The organism is Streptomyces sp. 351MFTsu5.1, from assembly GCF_000383655.1.
Classification (GTDB): domain Bacteria; phylum Actinomycetota; class Actinomycetes; order Streptomycetales; family Streptomycetaceae; genus Streptomyces; species Streptomyces griseorubiginosus.
The window spans coordinates 175,959-199,688 of sequence record NZ_KB911789.1 but is presented as its reverse complement, the minus strand read 5'-3'; the positions used below and the strand labels follow the sequence as shown (position 1 = coordinate 199,688).

Here is a 23,730-nt window from a genome sequence, read left to right as displayed (position 1 = left end):
TCCGGGGACAACCCCATGTGGGCGAAGGCCCCGCAACCTCACGGTTGCGGGGCCTTCGTCATGTCTGTCCCCGACTGTCCGTGACTGTCCCCGTCTGTCCGCGCCGTCCCGGGCTTCACATGTTTCCCACATGTAACCCAGAAAACTCTTGTCCTGCACCCGACATGTATGTCTAAGGTAAACGCCGCGCCGGACGGAGCCGACCACTCCGCCACAGGGCGCGTCGCACGGCGACCGGGGGAACACCGTCGCCACGGGGAGGACACACCACCATGCCGAGATATCGGCTCTTCACGCATGCCCGTGCACGCTCCGGGCTTCTCACACCGCTGCTGACGTCCGCCGTCGCCGTGGCCCTGATCGGCTCGGTGGCCGTTCAGCCGGATCTGATCAGCCGGTACGCGGCCGACGACATGGCACCCGTGGCCGATGCCGGTGACAGTTACGACGGCTTCGACGCCAAGGCCGCCGAGCAACTCCGCCAGGACCAGTGCCTGTTGGGCGAGGCGTTGCGAATGGGCGGCCCCGGCATGTTCGGCGTCGCGCAGGACGGACTGAACCAGACCCCGGACAAGCTGCACACCGCGGCCAACCGGTCGTACTGGGAGACCACTCCGCTGTCGACGGCGTTCGAGCAGGACAGGGACGCCGCCAACAAGGAGGGCTCGGCTCTCTACGACCACATCCGGGATTTCCAGATCTCCGGACTGCCGCAGCCGGGCGGCTTCAAGTCGAAGGTCGACTTCGAGTGGCCACCGGGCACGAGCAGCGACGAACCGAACTTCTTCCAGCAGACCGGCATCTCCACGTGGATCTGGGAGCAGTTCTGGAGGAGCGAGAGCGACTTCTACCGCGACCTGACCCCGCAGGCCGACGAGGCCACCGTCAAGGCAGTCAAGGATCTCGGAGACCCGCTGTACGGCGGTGAGCTCGACCCGAAGTTGCCCAACTGGAACCAGCGTTACGAAGAGCATCAGGCCTACGACAACCTGGTGAACTGGTCGATGGAGCCGCCTTCCGTCGACAACGCCCGTCTCTTCCTGTCGTACGGCGGTTTCCCGCGCACCGCGCCCGAGCCGGGCAGCGTCGAGTACCGCATCGCGGTCGAGGACCTGAAGACCCGTTTCTCCTCCTGCGCCTGGCGTGGCCCGGTCGACCCGAACAAGGTGCTCGGCAAGGAGGTCGCCGCCGCCTCCGCCGAGTGGCAGCAGGAGATCGCCGCGCAGGCCACCCCGCGCAATCAGCTCCTGACCGCCAACAAGACCGCCGTCAAGGCCCTGGCCACCGGCTCCAAGGCGCTCGGTGAACTGCTCGGCCTCTCCTGGCGCGCCGACCACCTGGTGCGCTGGCAGGACTACTGGTCCGCCGGCGGCCCCGGCTGGATCGGCACCAGCCCCTTCGTCGTGCACGCCCACGGGGCCACCGACAAGTGCCTGGACGTGGCGGGCGGCAAGAAGGACAACGGCACGCCGGTGCAGATCTACACCTGCAACGGCAGCGCCGGGCAGAAGTGGCAGATCGACGGCGACCGCCTGGTCAACCCCAACTCGGGCAAGTGCCTGACCGTCAAGGGCGGCGCGAGCGCCAACGGTACGGCCGTGCAGATCTCCACATGCGGCACCGGCGCCTCGCAGAAGTGGGAGTACGGCACTCACGGCACGACTCGGTTGTACAACCCGGGCACCGGCAACTGCTTCGACCTCGCCGACTACACCAACAGCCGGGACGGCCGGATGTGGGACTGCACCGGCAAGGCGCCGCAGCAGTTCGACGTCGTCCCGTCCGGGCACCAGGGTGCCGACGACGACCTCGACTACCCGACCAAGGCACAGTTCGACAAGGCGAAGCAGGGTGTCACGGCCGCCCAGACCGAGGCGAAGAAGCAGGTCGACCTGCTCAAGGCCCAGGCCACGGCGGCCAAGACGGCCGCCACCACGTCGGACACCGCGCTGACCGCGGCGTACGGCATCGCCGACAAGGCAGGTGCCCCGCGCGGTCGCGGGCTGCTCGTCGGGCAGCAGAAAGCCCAGGTCACCAAGGCATCGGCGGCCGCGCTGGACGCGCTCTCCAAGGCCGGTGACACCGCCTACGCGGCCACCCGTGCCGCCGCGGGCGACAGCGCCACCATCGCGTCCCGCGCGCTGACCCAGGCCGCGCAGTCGAAGGCCGCCTTCCGTACCGCGGCCGCGAACGAGGCCCGCGCCCAGGCGAAGTCCGCCGCCGACGCGGCCGCCGTACAGGCGCAGACCGCGAAGGCCGCCCGGGACCTCGCGAAGGCGAAGCTCGCCGAGACGCAGAAGGCCGAGGCCGACGCGAAGGCGGCGGCGGCCGACGCACACGCCAAGCGGCTCGCGGCGGAGGCCGAGGCGGCGACGGCGAAGGCGGAGAAGGAGACCGCCGCCGCCAAGCAGGCCGAGGCCGCGCAGCACAAGGAGAACGCGCAGGGCTACGCGAAGACCGCCGACGAGGCCAAGGGCCGGGCGGAGAGCGCCGAGTCCACGGCCCGCGTCAAGCGGCAGGACGCCGAGGCCGCCCGGGACCGGGCCAAGGGCAAGCGGGACGACGCGTGGGACGCCGAGAGCCAGGCCAACGCGGCCCGCGCCAAGGCCGATGCCAAGGACGCCTACGCCGAGGCGCATGACTCGGAGTCCGACGCCACGGAGTCCCGCGCAGCCGCCGACCAGGCGGACAAGGCCGCCGACGACGCGGAGTCGGCCGCGAGTTCGGCTCGCGCCGAGGCGGACGCGGCAACGCAGGCCGCGGCCGACGCGGACGCTGCCGCCACCCGCGCGGAGGCCGCCGCGAAGCGGGCCCGCTCCGACGCGGACGCGGCCCAGGCCGCCAAGCTCAGGGCGGACGCCGCCGTCCGTACGGCGACCAGCGCCGCCGCCGATGCCATCAAGGCGTCCGAGGCCTCGGCTACCGCCGCCCGCAATGCGGTCGAGCTGGCCGACGAGGCCGAGAAGCACGCCGCCGACGCCATGAAGCAGGCCGACGCGGCGAAGGCCGAGGCCGCCAAGGCGGTCGCGGGCGCGGCCGACGCGGCAGGCCACGCCTACACCACCGCCCAGGCGGCGGAGGACGCCGGCAACGCGGCCCAGCAGGTCGCCGCCCCGGCCAACGACGCGATCCAGCTGGGCGCGCCGTACGTCACCACCGACTCGGCGGCGGGCCTCGCCGTCCTGTCGGGCCAGTCGTCGAAGACGATCGCCGAGCAGCAGAAGGCGGTCGCCGAGGCGCACGCGGCCAACGCGCAGAAGAACGCGGCCCAGGCGGCGAGCCTCGCGGCGGCGGCGACCGGTGACGCTAAGGCGGCGTACACGCTGGCGGCGGAGGCGGCCGGGTTCGCGGCCGATGCCCGCAGGTCGGCGAAGGAGGCGCTCGGCTACGCGGCCGAGGCCGCCCAGTACGCGGCGGACGCGCAGGCCTCCCTGGCCCGCGCGAAGGAGTACGACCGCCAGGCCACCGTGGACGCGGCAGCGGCCGACCAGGCCGCCGACCAGGCCGAGACCTACGCGGCCGACGCCCGCTCCTCCGCCGACCAGGCGGCCCTGGACGCGGAGGCCGCCCGCACGGCGGCGGCGCAGGCCGAGCAGTCCGCGAAGGACGCCCGAGCCGCCGCCGACCGCGCGGACGCGGAGGCGACCGCGGCGGAGCAGGCGGCGAAGGATGCGCAGAAGTATGCGGAGTCTGCGCAGCAGGCGGCCGACCAGGCCGCGCGCAACGACGCCAACAGCCAGGTGCAGGCGGGCGCGGGCGCGGGTGATGGCGTTGGCGGCATGTTCTCGGTCATTGACGACATCAAGCAGAACGGAGACCCGCAGCGACTGCTTGACGACTGCTCGCGCCTTCCCTGCGACCTCGTCTACGAGGTGAAGTTCGACGCGATTGTCAGCTATTACCTCTGTACCAACCCGGACGTGCCTGCCACCGAGTCCGGCTGCCCCACCGAGGACACGTTCTTCCTCACCACGAAGAAGTTCCCGGGCTTGACGAAGAAGGTCAAGATCTCGTCCTGGGACGCGACCAAGGGGCTGTGGAAGGGCCTGTTCGACGCGCTCATCGGAGACTTCACCGGCTGCTACCACAAGGTCACTACTGCGAATGACGGCGGCAGCTACGGTGACTGCGCCTGGGCCGCGTCCAACTTCATCCCGGGCAAGGCTTACAGCCTGATCGCGGACGCGATCCATACCCTGAACACCGCCCTGCGCCGCGGGGAGGGTGTCGCCGACGCGCTCAAGGCGCTGAGGAAGCTGGACATCGACCCGGAAACGCTGGCCGACATCGAGCGCACGGTGGACGCGTACGACGACGCTCGGATCGCCTGCAACATCAACAGCTTCCCCGGCGGGACCCAGGTGGTCCTCGCCGACGGCAGCCGCAAGCCGATCCGGGACGTCCGCCTGGGCGACCTGCTCCTGGCGACCGACCCCGACGCCGGAACCACGCGGGGCGAGCCGGTCACGCGTACGTTCTCCCACCCGTCCAAGGACCTGCTGGACATCACCCTTGCGGACGGCAGGCGTCTCACCAGCACACCCGGTCACCGGTTCTTCGTCGTCGACCGCGGCTGGACGCTCGCCTCGGACCTGGGCGCCGGCGACCGGCTGCGCACACCTGAGGGCGCCCTGCGCACCGTCGCTTCCGTGCGCGACCGGAACGAGTCGAAGGCCCGGACCGTGTATGACCTGACCGTGTCTGGTCTGCACACCTTCTACGCCGTGGCGGGCGGCACCCCCGTGCTGGTCCACAACTGCAACGACCTCATCGTCGACGACCACAAGTACTCCGGCCTCGCCCACACGCTCGACGAGCACGTGGACCCGACCAAGGCGGAGGCGATCGCACTGGCCCAGGCCAAGACGCTCAAGCTGGGCAGGGACACGCCGAACAGCGTGTTCGTCGACCGGCAGACGGCACAGCAGGTCGTCGACTACGCGATCGCCAACAACGCGAACGCCATCGCAAAATGGCTGCGTGGAAGCAAGCAGGAGCGCGAGTTCGTGGGCACGTTCGGCGCGAGGAACTCCCTCGGCACGGTGTACTCCGCGAACGGAGCCGAGAAGGCCGCGGGCAATGGCTTCTACATCATGCTGAAGAGGGCACCGGGCCATCCTCGGGGCTATTACGTGTACACCTGCTACCCGAGGTAAGGAGACGACCGACAGTGCAGCGCTTCACCGAGTTCGAGTTCGGTGTCCCCTGGGTGATGGGCTTCTTCCACCAGGACTGGATCTACGACGGCCCCACGGCCGCAGACGTCGTCGCGAAGCACCTGGGGGAGGAGAGCGACGAGGAGGTCCTGGCGGTCCGGCGTGATGCCCAGGTCCTTCTCGACCACCTTCCCTCGGAGACGCTGGAGGTGCTGTGGACGGCCGGGACGCAGTACATCCCGAGCTTCGAGCGGATCACGGGAGCCGAGTGGACGCGGACGGTCGTCGACCTGTGCGCGGCTCGGCTGTCCGGGAAGGCGGACGTGCCTCCGCTGGCGGGAGCGGACATCGAGGACGGCTTCGCCCACCGGGACGCGGTCGTCGCCGAGATCGAACATGTGGAGTTCCTGGCCACCGAGGTGCGCGGCGCGCTCGTCGAGTGTGCCTGTCGCTGCACTCCGGACCTGGCGTTCCGGATACTGCTGAGGGCTGTCGTGTACGCCCCTGACGGATCGCTCGCACCGGCCCAGTACCAGCGGATGGAGTCCCTGGGATCGGCTTTCCACTACGGCGAGTTCGTGGTGCAGAGCGCCAGGTTCCTGGTCGAGGAGTCGTAGCGCACGGCCGCTGTCCCGGTTGCGAAGGCCCGCACTCACGTGAGCGCGGGCCTTTGCCCGTGGGTCGCCGGGACCCCGCCTCACGCCACCGTCCGCACCCCCGTACTCCCCCTCTCCGTCATCCGGGGAGCCAGCAACGTCGCCTCCGGTACCGCCGCTCCCGTCAGCTTCTTCATCAGGAGGTCCACGGCCCGTTCGCCGAGTTCTGCCGACGGCAGCGCCACCGACGTGATCGGGACGCGGGGGGACTGTGCGACCTCGTCGGGGCAGATCGCGGTGACGGAGAGGTCGGACGGGATGCGGAGGCCGAGGGCGGCGAAGGCGTCGACCAGCGGTTCCAGCACGGGTTCGTTGTGGACGACCACGCCCGTCAACGCCGGCTGTTCGCGCAGGAGTTGTTCGGCGGTCTCCTGGGCCGCGGCCGGCTCGCAGGGCAGGACCGTCGAGGACATCCCGGCGCGGTCGGCGGCGGCCGTGAAGCCCTGGACCACCCGCCCGGCGTACGCCGTCCCGCGCACGTACACCTCCGGCGGGGAGCCGACCAGGGCCACCGAGCGGTGGCCCAGCCGTGCCAGGTGCTCCACGCACGCCTCGCCCGCCGCCCGGAAGTCGAGGTCGACGCAGGTCAGGCCGTCCGCGGCGGCCGGGAAGCCGATCAGTACCGACGGCAGGTCCAGTGCGCGCAGCAACGGCAGCCGGGGGTCGTCGAGTTGGACGTCCATCATGACCAGGCCGTCCACCAGGGCCGTGTCGGCGACCCGGTGCAGTCCCTCCTCGCCCTCCTCCTGCGTCAGCAGCAGTACGTCGTGGTCGTGGCGGCGGGCCGCCGTCACCACCGACACCGCGAATCCCATCACGGTGGGGACGTGGATCCCGGTCCGCAGCGGCACCACCAGCGCCAGCACGTTCGACCGCCGGCCGGCCAGGGCGCGGGCGCCCGCGTGCGGACGGTAGCCCAGCTCGCGGATCGCCTCCTCGACCCGCAGCCGCGTCTCCTCGGAGATCGGGCGTTTGCCGCTGAGGGCGTAGGAGACGGTGCTGGGGGAGACCCCGGCCCGTCGCGCCACATCCGTGATCTTCACCATCAGCCCAGCTCCAGGGAGAGGAAGCCGGTGCCCGCCCGCGCCCGCGCCGCCCTGTCCCCGGCCGCCAGGCCCCAGGGTGCCGAGGGGTCGGAGCAGGACGCCCGCAGCGTGTCCCCCTCGCGTACGACGGTGAAGGCGACCTCGCCCACCCGGACCGTGACCTGCTCGCCCCGGGCGAGGCCGTACGCCCGCAGGGTCACCCCGTCGGCGTGGTCGTAGTCGGGACGGTCCGTCACCGCGCCGACCGGGAGCACCGCACCGGGCCTGACCAGCAGCGGCACGCTCAGGAAGTCGTGCCGCTCGCGCACCCAGCGCGGCCCGGTCACCGTCTCCCCGGTCACGAAGTGGGTCCAGGTGCCCTCGGGAACGTAGTACGAGACCTCCCCGGCGTCGCTGAACACCGGGGCCACCAGGAGGTCGGGGCCGAGCATGTACTGCCGCTCCAGGTGCGCGCACCCGGGGTCGTCCGGGAACTCCAGGACCATCGCCCGCATCACCGGCACCCCCTCGGCGTGGGCGGTCCGCGCGGCCTCGTACAGGTAGGGCATGAGGCTCAGCTTGAGGCGGGTGAAGTGGCGCAGGACGTCCACGGACTCCTCGTCGAACAGCCACGGGACGCGGTACGACGAGCTGCCGTGCAGCCGGCTGTGGGAGGACAGCAGGCCGAAGGCGAGCCAGCGCTTGAAGAGGGCGGGGGTCGGGGTGCCCTCGAAGCCGCCGATGTCGTGGCTCCAGAAGCCGAAGCCGGAGAGGCCCAGGGACAGCCCTCCTCGCAGGGACTCCGCCATCGACTCGTACGTCGCCTCGCAGTCGCCGCCCCAGTGCACCGGGAACTGCTGGCTGCCCGCGGTCGCGGAGCGGGCGAAGACCACCGCCTCCTGTTCGCCGCGGTGCTTGCGCAGCACGTCGAAGACGGTCCGGTTGTAGAGGTAGGTGTAGTAGTTGTGCATCCGCTCGGGGTCGGAGCCGTCGGACCACTCCACGTCCAGCGGCACCCGCTCGCCGAAGTCGGTCTTGAAGCAGTCCACGCCCTGCGCGAGGAGCGCCTCCAGCTTGGCGGCGTACCAGTCGCGGGCGGCCGGGCTGGTGAAGTCGACCAGAGCCATGCCGGGTTGCCACAGGTCCCACTGCCAGACGCTGCCGTCGGGCCGCTTCAGGAGGTGGCCGAGCGCCTTGCCCTCCGCGAACAGGGGGGATCTCTGGGCGATGTACGGGTTGATCCACACGGAGACCCTCAGGCCCCGCGCGTGCAGCCGGGCGAGCATGCCCTCCGGGTCGGGGAAGACCCGCGGGTCCCACTGGAAGTCGCACCAGTTGAACTCGCGCATCCAGAAGCAGTCGAAGTGGAAGACGGACAGGGGCAGTTCGCGGTCCTTCATGCCGTCGATGAAGGAGGTCACGGTCTCCTCGTCGTACGACGTCGTGAAGGACGTGGACAGCCACAGACCGAAGGACCAGGCGGGCGGGAGCGCCGGACGGCCGGTGAGGGCCGTGTACTTGCGGATGATCTCCTTGGGGGAGGGGCCGTGGATGACGTAGTACGTCAATTCCTGCGTCTCGGCGCTGAACTGCACCCGCGAGACCGCCTCCGAGGCGACCTCGAAGGAGACCTTGCCGGGGTGGTCGACGAAGACGCCGTAACCCGCGTCCGTGAGGTAGAACGGGACGTTCTTGTAGGCCTGTTCGGTGGCGGTGCCGCCGTCGGCGTTCCAGACGTCGACGACCTGGCCGTTCTTCACCAGCGGCCCGAAGCGCTCGCCGAGCCCGTACACCGAGGTGCCCACGGTCAGGTTGAGCTGCTCGCGCAGGTAGTGCCCGCCGGTCGCGTCCCGCAGGATGCCCATGTTCTTGGTGCCGCTGCTGGTGAGGACCCGGCCGTCGGCGAGGAAGTCGACCTGCCAGGGGCCGGTGCGGGCGAAGCGGACCGAGAGGGTGCCGGAGGTCAGGGTCGCGGTGTCCTCGTCGGATCCGGTGTGCGGGGTGAACTCCTCCTTCCTGAGCTCGAATTCGGGGCGGTCCGGCTGCTCGCCCTCGAAGTGGGTCAAGGTGATGCCGATGACGTCGGGCATCGGGGCGTGGGCACTGATCGTCACGACCGGTCCCTTCAGCAGGTCGCCGCGGTGGCGGATGGGCCGGGACGGTGCGTGGATCTCCAGCCCGCCGTCGGAGGCGACGACCTCGTGGACCACGGCCGGATGGTCCGCGGTGACGCCCTCGCGCAGCAGCCAGTAGCCGTCGGTGAACTTCATCGGTGGGGGGTCCTTACTTCACGGCACCCACGGCGATACCGCGGGTGAGGGTTCGCTGGAAGACGAGGAAGAACACGATCGCGGGGAGCACGCCGAGCAGGGCGGCCGCGTTGGTCATCGTGGCGTCCATCAGACGCTGGCCCTGGAGGACGCCGAGAGCCACGGAGACCGTCTGGTTGTCGTTGGAGATCAGCATGACCAGGGGGAGCAGGAACTCGTTCCAGGTCCAGATGAAGAAGAAGACCAGCAGGACGCCGAGGGTGGGGCGGCTGACCGGGACGACGATCCGCCACAGCACCTGCCACTTGTTCGCGCCGTCGATGCGGGCCGCCTCCAGGATCTCGCGGGGGAACCGGCCGAGCACCGCGGAGAGCAGATACGTCCCGAAGGCCGCCTGGATCACGGTGAACACGATGATCACGCTCAACCTCGTGTCGTACAGGCCGACTTCCTTGCTCAGGTAGTAGACGGGGTAGACCAGCGCCTCCTGCGGCAGCATGTTCGCCAGCACGAAGAAGGCGAGGACCCAGGTCCGGAACCTGATACGGCCGATGCCGATCGCGTAGGCGTTGAGGACGGACAGGATCACGGCGAGCACCGCCACCGAGCCGCTGATCAGCACCGAGTTGACGAGCTTCCGGCCGAAGTCGACGCGCTCCCAGAAGTCCTTGAGGCCTTGTGTGTAGAGACCGTCGGGGAGGCTGAGAGGGCCGTTCTGGGCGTACTCCGCCGGGGACTTGAAGGCGTTGACCGTGACGATCAGGAACGGCACGACCATGAACAGGGCCGCGACGCACAGGGCGATCAGCACCGGGTAGCGGCGCAGGGCGGTGGTCATGCGTCCGTCCTCTCCTGGAGCTTCAGACCGATCAGGGAGAGCGCGAGGATGATCACCGTGAGCACGGTGGAGATCGCGGCGCCGTAGCCGACCTGGGTCTTCTCGAAGAACGTGGTGAAGGAGAAGTAGGAGGGCACGTTCGTGGCCCCGCCGGGCCCGCCCTTGGTCAGGACGTACACCGCGCCGAACACCTTGAGCGCGGCGATCGAGCACCAGGTCAGCACGACGTAGATCTCGGGGCGGATCTGCGGCAGCGTGATGTGCCAGAAGCGGCGCCACCAGCCGGCGCCGTCCAGCTCCGCCGCCTCGTAGAGCTGGGGGTCGACGCGTTGCAGGCCCGCCATGAAGACGACCAGCGGGAAGCCCAGTTGGACCCAGACCATCACGCCCATGACGCTGTAGAGGGCGAGGCCGGGGTCGCCCAGCCAGTCCTGCTGCCAGGAGCCGAGGCCGACTGCCTTCAGGAGGGCGTTCAGGGAGCCGTTGTCCGGGGCGAGGATCCAGCTCCAGACGATCCCGGCGACCGCGATCGGCAGCACCTGGGGGAGGTAGAAGCAGGCCCGCAGGACGGCGGCGATCCGGGGGCCGAAGTGCTTGCCCACGAAGTCGAACAGGGCGGCGGCGAGGACCAGTCCGAGCGCCGTGGGGACCGCCGCCATCGCCACGACCATGAACAGGCTGTGCCGGAAGGACGCCCAGAAGTCGGAATCGTCCATCAGCTCGCGGTAGTTGGCGAGCCCCGACCACGTCGGCGAGCCCACGCCCTGCCAGTCGGTGAAGCTCACATACGTGTTCATCGCGAACGGCAGGACGATGATCGCGAGGAAGGCGAGGGCGCCCGGCAGGAGGAACAGGGCGTAGGAGTCGCAGGGGCGGCGCGGGGGCTTCGGCGTCCTGCTCCGGCCGGCCGCCCGCGCCCCGCGTTCTACGGTCACCGTCATTGCTTCGGCGCGCCCTTGTCGTAGGCCTCCTGGAGATCGCTGAGGTAGTCGTCCGGCTTCTCGCTGCCGGTGATCAGCTTCTGGGTCGCGGAGACGAGGACGTCGTAGAAGCCGGGGACCGGCCAGTCCGGGTAGAAGGCCAGGCCGTCGTTCCTGGAGAGGGTGTTGAAGTCGTCGATCAGGGCCTTGGACCGCGGGTCGGTGATGGCGGAGGCGTCGGCCGCGACCGGGACACCGCCGGAGTTCCCCAGCAGGTTCTGGATCTTCTTCGACATGGTGATGTCGATGAAGTCGTAGGCGAGGTCCTTGTTCTTCGAACCCTGCGGTACGACCCAGAGGTTGCCGCCGGAGCCGAGGGTGAGCTTCGAGTCGGGCCACAGGAAGGTGCCCCAGTCGAACTTGTTCTCCGCTGTGAAGCGGCCGTACCACCAGCTGCCGGAGAACAGGATCGGCGCCTTGCCCGAGGTGAAGGAGACACCGGCGGCCTCGTCGTTCTGGCCGCTGGAGCTCTTGCTGAAGTAGCCCTTGTCGACCCAGTCGGCGAAGGTGTCGGCGCCGTAGGTCCAGGCCGCGTCGTGGAAGTCGGTCCTGCCCTTGTAGAGCTGGTACGAGTCGACCCAGGTGCGGTCGGCCTTCGTCAGGGCCAGCTGGTAGAGGTACTGCTGGGCCGGGTAGGCCGCTCCGCCGTTGGCGAGCGGGGTGACCCCCTTCTCGACGAACTTGTCCATGGCGGCGGTGAGTTCGGCGAAGGTCTTCGGCTCGGCGACGCCGTACTTCTTGAAGAGGTCCTTGTTGTAGTAGACCAGCGTGTACTCGGCGTAGTTCGGGACGCCGAACCACTTGCCGGAGCCCATCACGCCGTTGGTGTCGTAGAGGCTGGTGGTGCGGACACTGGGGCTGAGCTTCTTGTCCCAGCCGCGCTTGGCCGCCTCTTGCGTGAGGTCGGTGAGCAGGCCCTGCTTGGAGAGCAGACCGGCCGTCGCGTTGCCCTTGTTGTACTCCATGATGTCGGGCGCGTCCGAGGAGTTGAGGACCATCGGGGCGGTCTTCTGGATCTGGTCGAAGCTCTTCTCCTCGAACTTCACCTTCACACCGGGGTGCGTGGCCTCGAACTCCTTGATCGCCTCCTTCCACGCGATGCCCATCGCGCTGTCGGGGCCCTCGTAGTGCCAGAGCCTCAGCGTCTTCCCGTCGGATGACCCGCTGTCCGAGCCTCCGCAGGACGTCAGCAGCAGCGATCCGCTCAGGATCACCGCGGTCGCCGTCGCACGCCTTCGTGCCGTCAACATCCCGTACCTCCGGGGAGTCGGATGGTGCTTCGGGCCGGGCGCCGCGCAGGGGTCGTCGATTCGACTCGATTCGACGACTCCTGTCGAAGCGCTTCGACGAAGGAACGTATGTGCGGGTGTTGAAGGACGTCAATGGGTTGGGCAGGATCAGGTGAAGCGATTCGACGATCGGGCGGGGCGGTGGGTGACAAGGGCGATCATCAACGCCGCCGCGGCCGCCGTGACCGGGACGCCGTAGCCCGCCACCGGCGACACGTGCTCCACCGTCCAGCCGCCGGCCGCGCTTCCGCAGGCGATCCCGCCGAGCAGTCCGGTCACCGCGAGGGTCATGCCCTCGTTCAGGCGGCCGGGCGGGGTCCGCCGCTGGACCAGCGTCATTCCGGTGACCATCGTCGGGGCGGTCGCCATCCCCGCGACCAGCAGCGCGCAGCCCAGGACGAGCAGGGAGCCGGTGAGGGCGGCGGCCAGCAGGGGGAGCGTCAGCAGGGCGGTCATGGCGGTGATGCACCACACGTAACGGTCCTCGACGGACCCGTCCCGGTGTACGGCCCCGTAGACCAGCCCCGCCGCACACGACCCGGCCGCCTGGAGCCCGAGCACGATCCCGGCCGCGGCGCGGTGCCCCTGCGCGTCGGCGAACCCGATGGTGACGACCTCCATGGACCCGAAGACGGCGCCCATGGCGAGGCAGACGGTGAGGAGGGGCGGGATGCCGGGAGCGCGGAAGGGGCTCTTCGAGGCGGCTCGCCTCCGCACCGGCGGTTCCGTCGAGCGCTGGGCCGCGAACAGGAGCGCGCCCGTCACCAGCAGCGTCACCCCGGCCAGCGTGCCCGCCTCCGGGAAGAACGTGCCGCACAGGAAGGCCGCGAGGACCGGGCCCAGCATGAAGCACGCCTCGTCCGCGGCCTGCTCGAAGGAGTTCGCGACATGCAGCGCCTTCTCGTCGCCGTCGAGCAGGTACGCCCAGCGGGCCCGGGACATTCCGCCCAGGTTGGGGGTCGTGGCGGTGGCGGCGTACGACACGAAGAGCGTCCAGGCCGGCGCATCGAGGCGCACACAGAGCAGCAGCGCGAGCGAACCCAGCGCGGCGAGCAGCGTGGCCGGCACGGCGATCTTGGCCTGTCCGTATCGGTCGACGAGCCGTGCGATCCACGGGGCGACGACCGCGGTGGCGCCGAGACCGGCCGCGGTGACGGCGCCGGCGAGGGCGTACGACCCCCGCGTCCCGGCGATCATGACGACCGCGCTGACGCTGAACATGCCCATGGGGAGGCGCGCGAGAAGATTCCCGATCGTGAACGCACGGGCGCCGGGGGTGGCGAGAAGGCGGCGGTAGGGGCCGGGGGAGCGGGGGGAGTCCCGGGAACGCCGGGCTCGGGGACCCCGCGGGCTCCGGGGGCTGAAGTCGGCGATGACGAGCGCGTCGGCGGTCATGGTGGGCAGCGGTCGGTGCGGTCCGTGCGGTCGTTGCGGCATGGCATCCACGGTCGCGCCGGGGCGATCAAGAGGTCCAACACCTTCTCCGCACCGATTCACGCACCCGCGTTGTAAGTTCACCGGATGCCCGCGCCCAGCCCCGCCCCCGCTCCCGGTCCTCACCGCACCGGCCCCCACCACCTCGACCCCCGCCTCCTGCGCGCCTTCCTCGCCGTCGCCGACGAGCTGCACTTCACGCGCGCCGCGGCCCGGCTGTACGTCGCCCAGCAGGCGCTCAGCCGAGACGTACGGCGGCTGGAGCGGGAGCTCGGCGCGGAGCTGTTCGTGCGCACCACCCGGCAGGTCACGCTCACCGGCGACGGCGAGCGACTGGTGCCGTACGCCCGCCGCGTGCTGGACGCCCAGGACGAACTGCTCGCCGCCTTCGCGCAGGCCCGCCCCCTGCTGGTGGACCTGAACTTCCCCGACCAGGCCACCGCCCGAAGTGTGCTGCTCAGAGCCCGTGAACTCGCTCCCGACCTGGAGCTGATGGCCCGCTACGAGAGTGGGCTGACCGGTGCGGCGGGGGAGTTGCTTGCCGGTCGCCTCGACGCCTCCTTCGGCCGGTTCGCCGGCCTGGACCCGGCACTGCGGGCGGGCCTGGACCACCAGCCCGTCCGCTACGAGCCCATGGCGGTCGTCCTGCCCGAGGGCCACCGGCTGGCCTCCCTGGAGCGGGTCCCGCTCGCCGCGCTGGAGGGCGAGACCGTGTACGCCGGGGCCGGGAATCCGCGTACTCCGGAATGGACCGATCTCGCTCGTCAACTGTTCGAAGGACGGGGCATCGCGATAGCGCCGCCGGTGCCGCTCGCGGTCGGCGAGGAGGAGTTCCAGCGGATCATGGCGAAGACCCGGAACCCGATCCTCGCCGTCGTGGATTTCCCCGCCATGCCCGCCACGGTGCTGCGTCCGCTGGTCGACCCGGTGCCGCTGTCGCCGCTGTCGTTGGTGTGGCGCAGGGGGCTGGTGCACCCGGCGTTCGATGTCCTCCGGCGGGCCGCGGTCGAATTGTCCGTCGAACGGGGATGGCTCCAACTGCCCGCCGATGGATGGATTCCAGCCATCGATCAGCACGATATGCACCCCTGCGATTGACACGCGGCAAACACAGAACGTCCGCTTGCGCTACATTCACCACCTGAGCACTTTGTGATAAAGGGGGCGCTCGGACCGGGTGGGGGCCCGGTTCGGCCGGCTGGTGCTCAAGGCATACGCGCACCCGGAACGGTCCCGTGGGGGGATGTGCGTGCGCGTGAAAAAGTGGCGAGAAGACGCCCAACCGGAATGGCCCGAGGCTGCATCAGGGACTCAGGACATACCTCTGGCGAAGGGGGCCGCCCAGGCGTTCCCGGAGAGCGGTGACGTCCGCCCGACCGAGGAAACCGGAGCCGCGAGAAGCGGTCTCCTCGACGCCGACGGCAAGGCCGGCTTCGACGCCGGTGACAAGCCGGACTTCCCCGGGGCGCCCAGAGCGGCGGACCGTATCCGGACCCTGTCCAAGCCGCCGGGCCCGCCGCCGGCCGTGCGTCCGGAGCCTGCCGTACGTTCGGAGCCGTCCCGCGACACGCCGACTGTGCAACCGCAACCGCAGGCGCCCGGTGTCAAGCCCGTCGTGCGGGACCCGTGGGACGAGTCCGGCAGCGGTGCCGGGCACGCCCATGACCCGCACGAGGTGACCGTGCAGCTCGACGCGGTCAGCGTGAACGGGGAGGGCCGGATCGAGGGCGGCGGGGCCGGGGGCGAGAGCGGCTCCGAGGGCTCCGACGGGCCGGTCTTCGTCGACGAGTCGGGCCGCCGCAGCCGCCGCTTCCGCCGGATCGGCATGGCCGTCGGCCTCGCCTGCGCGGTCTACGCCGTCGTCATCGTCGTCACCCTGCTGTCCGGCAACTCCAACGCGCCCTGGCTGCCGGTGACCGGCCCGAAGGACGACGCCCCGGCCGGGAAGGTCGACACCAGCCCGGTCCCGGCCGAGTCGGCGGATCCGGCCCTGCCCGTGGGAGTGCTTCCCGGGACCGTCCCGACGGTGAGCGGCGGGGCGACCCCGGTGCCCGGAGTCAGCGGCACCGCGCCGGGTGTCGTCGTGAGCCCGGCCAGGCCGGGGGCGTCCGCCGATCCGTCGGCACCGGCCACGCAGCCGGGCGTCAACCCGTCGGTCAGCGCCGACCCGTCGGCCCAGCCGACGCCGTCGGCCACCCCGCCGGCCAGCCCGACGGTCACCCCGCCCGCGACCACCAGCCCCGACCCGACGGTGGCCCCGACCCAGACCACGGGCGGCGACAGCGCCGGACCCGGCACGGTGGCCGACGGCCCGGCCGCGCCCTCGCCCATCGCGTCGGACACCCCGCCGGCCTCGGTGCCGCCCGCCGGCTCGTCTCCCGCCGGGCCCTCCGACGCCCCGCTCTCTTCCCCGTCCCCGGAGAACATCCTCTGATGGCATCCCGCACCCGCCGTACGGGGGCCGCACACGGTGCCCCCGTCGGCTCCCGGCGCCGCCGCCTGCCCATGCGCCTGCTGCTGCCCGTGCTCGTACTCGTCGCCCTGATGGCGATGCTGATGCTGCGCGGGTACGTCCACAGCGAGATCCTCGCCGACCACCGCATCCAGCCCGAGGCCTCCTCCGACAAGGTGCCGGAGAAGATCATCGACGGCGGGCCGGTGATCGACACCCGCGGCGGCGGGGCGACCAGCCTGAAGATCCCGGACCACCGGATCGTGCTCACCTTCGACGACGGCCCGGACCCGACCTGGACCCCCAAGGTCCTGGACGTCCTCAAGAAGCACCACGCGCACGCCGTCTTCTTCGTCACCGGCACCATGAGCTCCCGCTACCCGGACCTGGTCAGGCGCATGGTCGACGAGGGCCATGAGATCGGCCTGCACACCTTCAACCACCCCGACCTGTCGTTCCAGTCGAAGAAGCGCATCGACTGGGAGCTGTCCCAGAACCAGCTCGCGCTCGCCGGCGCGGCAGGCATCCGCACGTCTCTCTTCCGTCCGCCGTACTCCTCCTTCGCCGACGCCATGGACGACAGGTCCTGGCCGGTCACCGAGTACATCGGCACCCGCGGCTACATCACCGTCGTCAACAACACCGACAGCGAGGACTGGCAGAAGCCCGGCGTCCGCAAGATCATCAGCAATGCCACGCCGAAGAACGGCAAGGGTGCGATCGTCCTGATGCACGACTCCGGCGGCGACCGCCACCAGACCGTTCAGGCGCTGGACCGGTTCCTGCCGGACATGGCGGCCAGGGGCTACCGGTTCGACAACCTCACCGAGGCCCTCGACGCGCCCAGCGCGCACACCACGGTCACCGGGCCCGAGCTGTGGAAGGGCAAGGCGTGGATCTTCCTGGTCCAGGCCTCCGAGCAGATCACCGACGTCCTGGTGGTCGGGCTCGCGATCATCGGCTCCCTGGTCATCGGCCGCTTCGTGCTGATGCTGCTGCTGTCGGGCATCCACGCGCGCCGGGTGCGCCGCAAGGGCTTCCGCTGGGGAGAGCCGGTGGTGCAGCCGGTCTCGGTGCTGGTCCCGGCGTACAACGAGGCCAAGTGCATCGAGAACACCGTCCGTTCCCTGATGGCGAGCGAGCACCCGATCGAGGTGCTCGTCATCGACGACGGGTCCAGCGACGGCACCGCCCGGATCGTCGAGGCGATGGGCCTGCCCAACGTCCGGGTGGTCCGCCAGCTCAACGCGGGCAAGCCGGCCGCCCTCAACCGCGGCCTGGCGAACGCCCGTCACGACATCATCGTGATGATGGACGGCGACACCGTCTTCGAACCGTCCACGGTCCGCGAGCTGGTGCAGCCCTTCGGTGACCCGCGCGTGGGCGCCGTCGCCGGCAACGCCAAGGTCGGCAACCGGGACTCGCTCATCGGCGCCTGGCAGCACATCGAGTACGTGATGGGCTTCAACCTCGACCGCCGGATGTACGACATCCTGCGCTGCATGCCGACGATCCCGGGCGCGGTGGGAGCCTTCCGCCGCTCCGCCCTGGAACGCGTCGGCGGCATGAGCGAGGACACGCTCGCCGAGGACACCGACATCACCATGGCCATGCACCGGGACGGCTGGCGCGTGGTCTACGCCGAGAAGGCGCGGGCCTGGACCGAGGCACCGGAGTCGGTCCAACAGCTCTGGTCGCAGCGCTACCGGTGGTCGTACGGCACCATGCAGGCGATCTGGAAGCACCGGGGCGCGCTGGTGGAGCGGGGCCCGTCGGGCCGTTTCGGCCGCGTGGGCCTCCCGCTGGTTTCGCTCTTCATGGTCGTGGCCCCTTTGCTGGCCCCCCTGATCGACGTGTTCCTCCTCTACGGCGTGGTGTTCGGCCCGACCCAGAAGACGATCGTGGCCTGGCTGGGCGTCCTCGCGATCCAAGTGGTCTGCGCCGCCTACGCGTTCCGGCTCGACCGCGAACGCATGACCCACCTGATCTCTCTGCCGTTGCAGCAGATCCTGTACCGCCAGCTCATGTACGTGGTGCTGCTCCAGTCCTGGATCACGGCCCTCACCGGCGGCCGCCTGCGCTGGCAGAAGCTGCGACGCACGGGGGTCGTGGAGGCGCCGGGCGGGCCGGTGCCGAGCCCGCGGGCCAGCAGTGAGAGCGACGAGCGGAGGCCGGTGGGATGACGCAGGACTACGCAACCGGTCAGCGGGAGGCGGCCGCGGCCCCGAAGGCACCCGGCCGGGACCGCTATCTCGACCTTCTCCGCTCCCTCGCCCTGGTCCGGGTGGTCCTGTACCACCTCTTCGGCTGGGCGTGGCTGACCGTGCTGTTCCCGTCGATGGGCGTGATGTTCGCGCTGGCGGGCTCACTGATGGCACGGTCGCTGAACCGCCCGGCGCTGGGCGTGATCAGGGGCAGGCTCCGCCGACTGCTGCCTCCCCTCTGGGCGTTCAGCGCGGTGGTGCTGCCGCTGATGTTCGCGGGCGGCTGGAAGTTGTCCGAGGACCCGGACCACAGCGGCACCTGGGGCCTGCTGGAGCTGGTGAACTACGTCATGCCGGTCGGGGCGCCGCCGTACCCCTTGGAGGTCGGCTTCCCGAAGGACCTGCTGGAGAGCACGTGGGCTGACCAGGCGGTGGGCCCGCTCTGGTACCTCCGCGCCTACCTGTGGTTCGTGCTCCTGTCACCGCTGCTGCTGTGGGCGTTCCGCAGGGTGCCCTGGGCGACGCTGCTCGCTCCGCTGGCGCTGGCGGCGGTGGTGGGCACGGGCTGGGTGACCATCCCCGGCGAACTCGGCAACGCGGTCACCGACTTCGCGGTCTACGGCAGCTGCTGGGTGCTCGGTTTCGCCCACCACGAGGGAGTGCTGGCGAAGGTCCCGCGCTATCTCGCCGTCTCCGGCTCGGTGCTGGTGATGGCGTTCGGTCTGTGGTGGGCGTCCGGCCACCAGGGCCCCGACGGCTGGGACCTGAACGACATCCCGCTGGCCCAGGCGGCCTGGTCCTTCGGTTTCGTGGTGATCCTCCTCCAGTACTCCCCGTCCTGGCAGGAACTTCCGGGCCGCCTGGCCCGCTGGGACAAGCTGGTCACCCTCTCCAACAACCGTGCCGTCACGATCTACCTCTGGCACAACCTGCTCATCATGGCCACGGTCCCGATCATCGACCAGGCCTACAACCTCCCCTTCATGCAGAGCGACCGCGCGGTGGCGGCGCTGGACGCGACGGACATGCTGTGGATGTTCGTCCTGGTGTGGCCGCTGATCGGGGTGGCGATCGTGGCCTTCGGATGGATCGAGGACCTGGCGGCGAAGCGACGGCCTCGCTTGTGGCCGAACGGTTCGCGGCGGGGCCGGGTCCGGCATGCGGCGAGTTCGGCAGACGGATCCTGACGGCTCCGGGCTCCGCTCCCCAATGCGGGAAGCGGAGCCCGGCCGTGTCATCCGATGGACTGCCTGAGCGGCCAGTACGTGTTCGGGTTGATGACCTGGGTGCCAGAGCCCGACAGTACGGTCTTGCTCCCTGGATGGAATCGCACGGCACCGTTGGCCGTTACGGCCCAGATGTCGGGGATGCCGTCACTGTTGGCGTCAGGTGTGCCCATCAGCAGTGGAACGTCGGTGGTGAACCAGCCGGAGGCGCCGTACTCGGTGTCGGTCTTGCCCGAGGAGTTCGCGGCGGAGGCCAGGGAGTTGAGGTCGGTCCCTCCTCCGCTCGCGGCGATTCCCTTGCGGAGCAGAAGGCGCCCGGACGAGTCGGTGCGGTAGATCATGTCGGCGACGCCGTCCCCGCTGACGTCCATGACGGTCACCAGGTCACGGTTGGTCCACCCACCGGACAGCAGGACTGCCTGGTCGACCGTCGCACCGTGGTATCCGGTGAAGGCCCACAGCGAGTCGCCGGCCGTGGCGAAGAAGTCGGTGCGGCCGTCGCCCGTGATGTCCCCGGCGGCCATGATCTGGGTCAGGGTGGAAGGGCTCGGGGCGCTGGACGGCAGCAGGATCTCCTGCCGTCTGTCGATGTTCACCGCTCCGTAGCCGTCGCTCGGATAGACCCAGAGCTTGCCGCCCACGCGGACGACGAGGTCCTGGAGGCCGTCCCCGCCGTAGATGTCACCGTTGTGGGTGATCAGGGCGCCCTGGAAGTGGCCCTTCGGGGCTGCGACGTAGGGCGGCAAATCGTCGTTGCCGTTGGGATCCTTGTCGGGATTCGGCCAGTAGGCCCCGGGCATCGAGTAGTTGAGGTCGCCCGAGCCCTTGGCCGCATCGGTCGTCGTCGCCTCGGAGGGGTACAGCGCGAGATTGCCCTCGTCGGTGACGACCATCATGTCCGGGAACTGGTCACCGGTGAAGTCGCCGGGCTTGTCGGCCTCGTCGCGTGGTGTGACGTAGAAGAAGTACTTGGTGGGCTCGGAGACGTTGCCGGCACCGTCGACAGTTCGGACGTAGAGCACGTTGGGTCCGGCGGCGGGGGTTTGGCGTTGCTGATGGTCCCGAAGACGCTGATGTCCGTGCCGTTGACGCGTGGCACGTTGCCTGAGTAGGCGGGTGAGTTGTAGCCGTACTCGTAGCGCACGACGTCGGTGTTCACGGCACGCACGGAGAAGCTGCCGGCGGTGCCGAACTTCTTTACGGACCACTTTGAGTCCTCACCGCCGCTGCCGAAGCCGTTCTGGCTGGCGTCCGCGTTCGGGAAGTCGGTGGACGTCACCACGGGGGGGCGCGGGGCTGTGGTGTCGAGGACGAAGCGGCACGGTGTCTTCGGGTACCAGCCCGAGGTGCTGCCCGCGTCGTCGAATATCTGCACTCGCCAGGAGTATGTGGCGCCATTCTTGAGCTTGCTGGTGGCGAATCCGCTGGTGGTGCTCAATGCCGTGCCGAGGTTGTTGCCTAGTTGGATCCTGCCGGTCGACTTCAGCAGATCGCCGGTCTCATCCCACTTTCCCATCTCCCACAGGTCGAAGTCGAAGAAGTCGAGGTTCTTGTCCTTGTCCGTGGCCTTGGCGGTGAAGGCCAGATCGCCGGAGCCCATGCGGACATAGGGTTTCGTGGTGGTGCACTTGCCGCCCGGGCCGAGGTCCAGGGAGTCGGTGACGATCGATGGTTTGCGGTTGTAGACGAGTTCGAGCACGGGTGGGTGATCGGGGCCGTCGGCCACGAACTTCTTCCACGCGTACTGGGAGTCCTCATCCCGTGCCCGCATCCCGAAGGTGATCGAGTCCGCCCCCTTGTCGGCTCGCTTCTGTGCGCCCTTTCGCACATCGAATTTTTCGTAGGCGTCGCGGCAGCCGGACTTGTAGCCGTGCGCGAAGCTCTTGGTGCTCAGCTTGTTGCCGTCATGGAGCTCGGGAGCGTTGTCCCAGTTCGTGTGCGCGTTGATCTCGCTCGTCAGGTGCACGCTCATGGAGCGGGCCTGGCAGGACCAGGAATACGTCTCCAGCAGGTACAGCGTGGCTGTTGTGATCTTCGTGCCCTTGAGGTCCTTGTCGAACGTCATGTTGAAGAACGACCGTGACGTGCCCCAGGTGTCGGACTCGAAGCCGACCCGCGCTTCGTGCGTACCGCCCTTGTTGAAACCCTTGCCGTTGTAGAACGTGGCCTTGGGGTGGCGGTCGTAGGCGGTGGTCCAGCTTTGCATCTGCTTCTTCACCGAGGGGTCGATGAAAACCGGATAGACCGTGGCTGGATCGTTGAGGAAGTCCTGATCCGGCGTGAGAGTCCACTGGCCTGGGGACAGACCGGCTTTCACCAGATCACCGCGCGAGTCGGGTGAGGGGCCATCCAGGGCCGACAGGCTCAGCGACGCACCGGAACCAGTCTGGGATGGCGCCGGGGTCGGCTCGGCCGGCGCAGAGGGCAGGGGAGACTCCGAAACAGAGGGTCCGGGACCGTCGCTGGCGGAGGGGAGAACCTCGACGTCGGTGTCCTTCTGCTCGTCGGACTCTACTTCTTCCTCTGTCGGGCTTGCCGTGTCCGAGGGCGTCTCGGTCGGTGAGTCGGTCGGATCCGGCGATTCAGCCTCGGTCGGTTGGGCCGTGGCACCCACCTGTCCGTCGGTGACGGCGGGGGATCCGCTGCTGTCCCACATCAGCGGGGTAGGGGAGACAGCGACCTCATCGTTGGAGAGGTTCACCGCGCTGAGCATCCCTGACAGCGGATCCAAGCGGAAGGAAAGATTGTTGGAGTGCAGGCCGTATGTCATCTGCTGAACGTGCGGATCGGACGCGGCCTGCCGGTTCTTCACCACGAGGGTCTGGCCGAAACCGTCGTCGTCCGCGGTCAGCACCAGGTCGCCGCCCGGGAAGATCTCCGGGTACAGGATGCGATTGCCGTCGACGATCGGCGTCGGTATGGGGCCCGGCCAGGTGAGCTGGATCGTGTGCTCCCCGTTGTTGCCGACGTGGAGCGTGGCCAACGGCGTCCCGGCGTCGGCGGTGGCGGATTTGACCAGGGAGATGCGGTGCGTGGTTGAACGGGAAGAGCGCTCTTCGCCGCGCTCCTGCGACCCGGCGGAGAACACCATCCGCGTGTTGGTGGCCTTCGGCTCCCAACCCTGCGCAGTGCGCCGCAGGTTCGGGTCGATCCTCTTCCACTCGCCGTCCACCTTGGCTCGGATCGGGGAGGAGTACAGCTGCTTCGCCATCTGGCCGTCGGGCCGGGCCCAGGTGGTGGAGCGTGCGGTGCGAGCCGCGGTCACCTCGACGGACTTCCCCGTCCTCGCGGCCTGGGTGAGCGCGACGGATTCACTGACCGTCGGAGCGCTTCGGTCGCGGGCCCTGTCGTCGTGAGCGTCGTCGGTCAGCCGGAAGCCGGCGTAGACGATTCCGCTCGTGGTGACCGCGGCGGCGAGCAGTGCCGCTCCGGCCCGACGGCCGGGCAGGCGACGCCGGTTGTGCGTCATCGGGCGGGTTCCCCTTCCCCCTCGTGTGGCCAGCCGATGATGACCTATGGGGGAACTGTCGTCACCCTGTGGAGATCTCCGGGACTGCCTCTGCTGCGGGGATGCCCTGTGCCGGAGAGAGCGTCGCGCGCCCCATGTGTCCGCTCGCAAACAATCCTGAAACAGGGCAATTTGACCGCTTCGGAAAGCCTTATGTCGTAAATGAGGCTAATTTTCCCAATGGGAGATAAAGGGGAAGTCAATCCCGCGTAAAGCAAAATCGCGCTTTCAAGTATGTTCGCAGTGTAATAATGCGTTACGCACGATGACGATCATCACATTGATCCGTCACATCTGGCGTTTTTTCACAGAGTGATCACAGAATCTATGCTCTCTGATAAGTCGTCACGCGTGGTCCTTCACCGGTCCCGCTTCAAGTGGTCCGGGGGGACCTGGTCGTGTTCGATCGACTTTCGCATGCTCGCAAGCGCCGTCTGGCACGCACTGCTGTTCCGGTCACGGCCGCGGCGCTGCTGATCGGACTGCTGCCCGCACAGGCCATTGCCCTTCCCCCGGATCCGGCGAAGGCGGAGATCGGGCGGGAGACGCTCACCCTGGAGAAACTCGAGAAGGAAGAGCCGATCCCGGGTGAAGACTTCAGCCTGGACCGCTCGACGTTGCGCGCCAAGGTGCCCAAGGACCGGCTTGAAGCGCCTGCCGACACTGTCACGGCCCCCGCCGGATCGGCGCAG

General features: G+C 69.5%; 12 protein-coding genes and 1 pseudogene. 6 read left to right on the top strand and 7 right to left on the bottom strand.

The features are described 5' to 3' along the window. The first annotated feature begins 272 nt into the window (after positions 1–272). Positions 273–5,156 carry a ricin-type beta-trefoil lectin domain protein gene (locus tag H295_RS0130035; RefSeq protein WP_020139048.1) on the top strand — a complete coding sequence of 1,628 codons (4,884 nt, stop codon included), beginning with the start codon at positions 273–275 and terminating at the stop codon, positions 5,154–5,156. Positions 5,157–5,170: 14 nt separating this feature from the next. After that, positions 5,171–5,773, top strand: a complete 603-nt coding sequence (locus H295_RS0130030) for a contact-dependent growth inhibition system immunity protein (protein WP_020139047.1) — start codon at positions 5,171–5,173, stop codon at positions 5,771–5,773. Positions 5,774–5,853: 80 nt separating this feature from the next. Here the strand turns inward: H295_RS0130030 and H295_RS0130025 are convergent, their stop codons facing one another. From H295_RS0130025 to H295_RS0130000, 6 genes are all read right to left on the bottom strand, one after another. Continuing rightward, positions 5,854–6,858 carry a LacI family DNA-binding transcriptional regulator gene (locus H295_RS0130025; RefSeq protein ID WP_020139046.1) on the bottom strand — a complete coding sequence of 335 codons (1,005 nt, stop codon included), beginning with the start codon at positions 6,856–6,858 and terminating at the stop codon, positions 5,854–5,856. Continuing rightward, a complete protein-coding gene (gene yicI / locus H295_RS0130020) occupies positions 6,858–9,107 on the bottom strand; it encodes an alpha-xylosidase (RefSeq protein ID WP_020139045.1) in 2,250 nt (749 codons plus the stop codon). The genes H295_RS0130025 and yicI overlap by 1 nt, the downstream gene beginning before the upstream one ends. Positions 9,108–9,120: 13 nt before the next feature. Continuing rightward, entirely contained in the window at positions 9,121–9,945 is an 825-nt protein-coding gene (locus H295_RS0130015) for a carbohydrate ABC transporter permease (RefSeq protein ID WP_020139044.1), read from the bottom strand. After that, on the bottom strand, positions 9,942–10,886 hold the full coding sequence (locus tag H295_RS0130010; RefSeq protein WP_020139043.1) for a carbohydrate ABC transporter permease: 945 nt from the start codon (positions 10,884–10,886) through the stop codon (positions 9,942–9,944). Before H295_RS0130010 ends, H295_RS0130015 begins: the two co-directional genes overlap by 4 nt. After that, the gene (locus H295_RS0130005; RefSeq protein ID WP_028809873.1) at positions 10,883–12,175 is read right to left on the bottom strand and encodes an ABC transporter substrate-binding protein; all 1,293 of its coding nucleotides are present in this window, start codon (positions 12,173–12,175) and stop codon (positions 10,883–10,885) included. Before H295_RS0130005 ends, H295_RS0130010 begins: the two co-directional genes overlap by 4 nt. A 147-nt stretch (positions 12,176–12,322) precedes the next feature. Further along, positions 12,323–13,651: an MFS transporter gene (locus H295_RS0130000; RefSeq protein WP_028809872.1), complete on the bottom strand. Its 1,329-nt coding sequence runs from the start codon at positions 13,649–13,651 to the stop codon at positions 12,323–12,325. 84 nt (positions 13,652–13,735) lie between these two features. On the opposite strand from H295_RS0130000, the gene H295_RS0129995 reads away from it, so the two are divergent. The 4 genes from H295_RS0129995 (at position 13,736) to H295_RS0129980 (ending at position 19,491) form a co-directional block, all read left to right on the top strand. After that, positions 13,736–14,746 (top strand): LysR family transcriptional regulator, encoded by a 1,011-nt coding sequence (locus H295_RS0129995; RefSeq protein WP_020139040.1) that lies wholly within the window; start codon positions 13,736–13,738, stop codon positions 14,744–14,746. A 157-nt stretch (positions 14,747–14,903) separates the two neighbouring features. Further along, positions 14,904–16,082: a hypothetical protein gene (locus tag H295_RS0129990; protein ID WP_234021703.1), complete on the top strand. Its 1,179-nt coding sequence runs from the start codon at positions 14,904–14,906 to the stop codon at positions 16,080–16,082. Continuing rightward, positions 16,082–18,283, top strand: a complete 2,202-nt coding sequence (locus H295_RS0129985) for a glycosyltransferase (RefSeq protein WP_020139038.1) — start codon at positions 16,082–16,084, stop codon at positions 18,281–18,283. Before H295_RS0129990 ends, H295_RS0129985 begins: the two co-directional genes overlap by 1 nt. Continuing rightward, positions 18,280–19,491 carry an acyltransferase family protein gene (locus H295_RS0129980; protein WP_020139037.1) on the top strand — a complete coding sequence of 404 codons (1,212 nt, stop codon included), beginning with the start codon at positions 18,280–18,282 and terminating at the stop codon, positions 19,489–19,491. The genes H295_RS0129985 and H295_RS0129980 overlap by 4 nt, the downstream gene beginning before the upstream one ends. Before the next feature lie 47 nt (positions 19,492–19,538). Here the strand turns inward: H295_RS0129980 and H295_RS43690 are convergent. Further along, a pseudogene (locus tag H295_RS43690) lies at positions 19,539–22,999 on the bottom strand (DNRLRE domain-containing protein). Positions 23,000–23,730 lie beyond the last annotated feature (731 nt).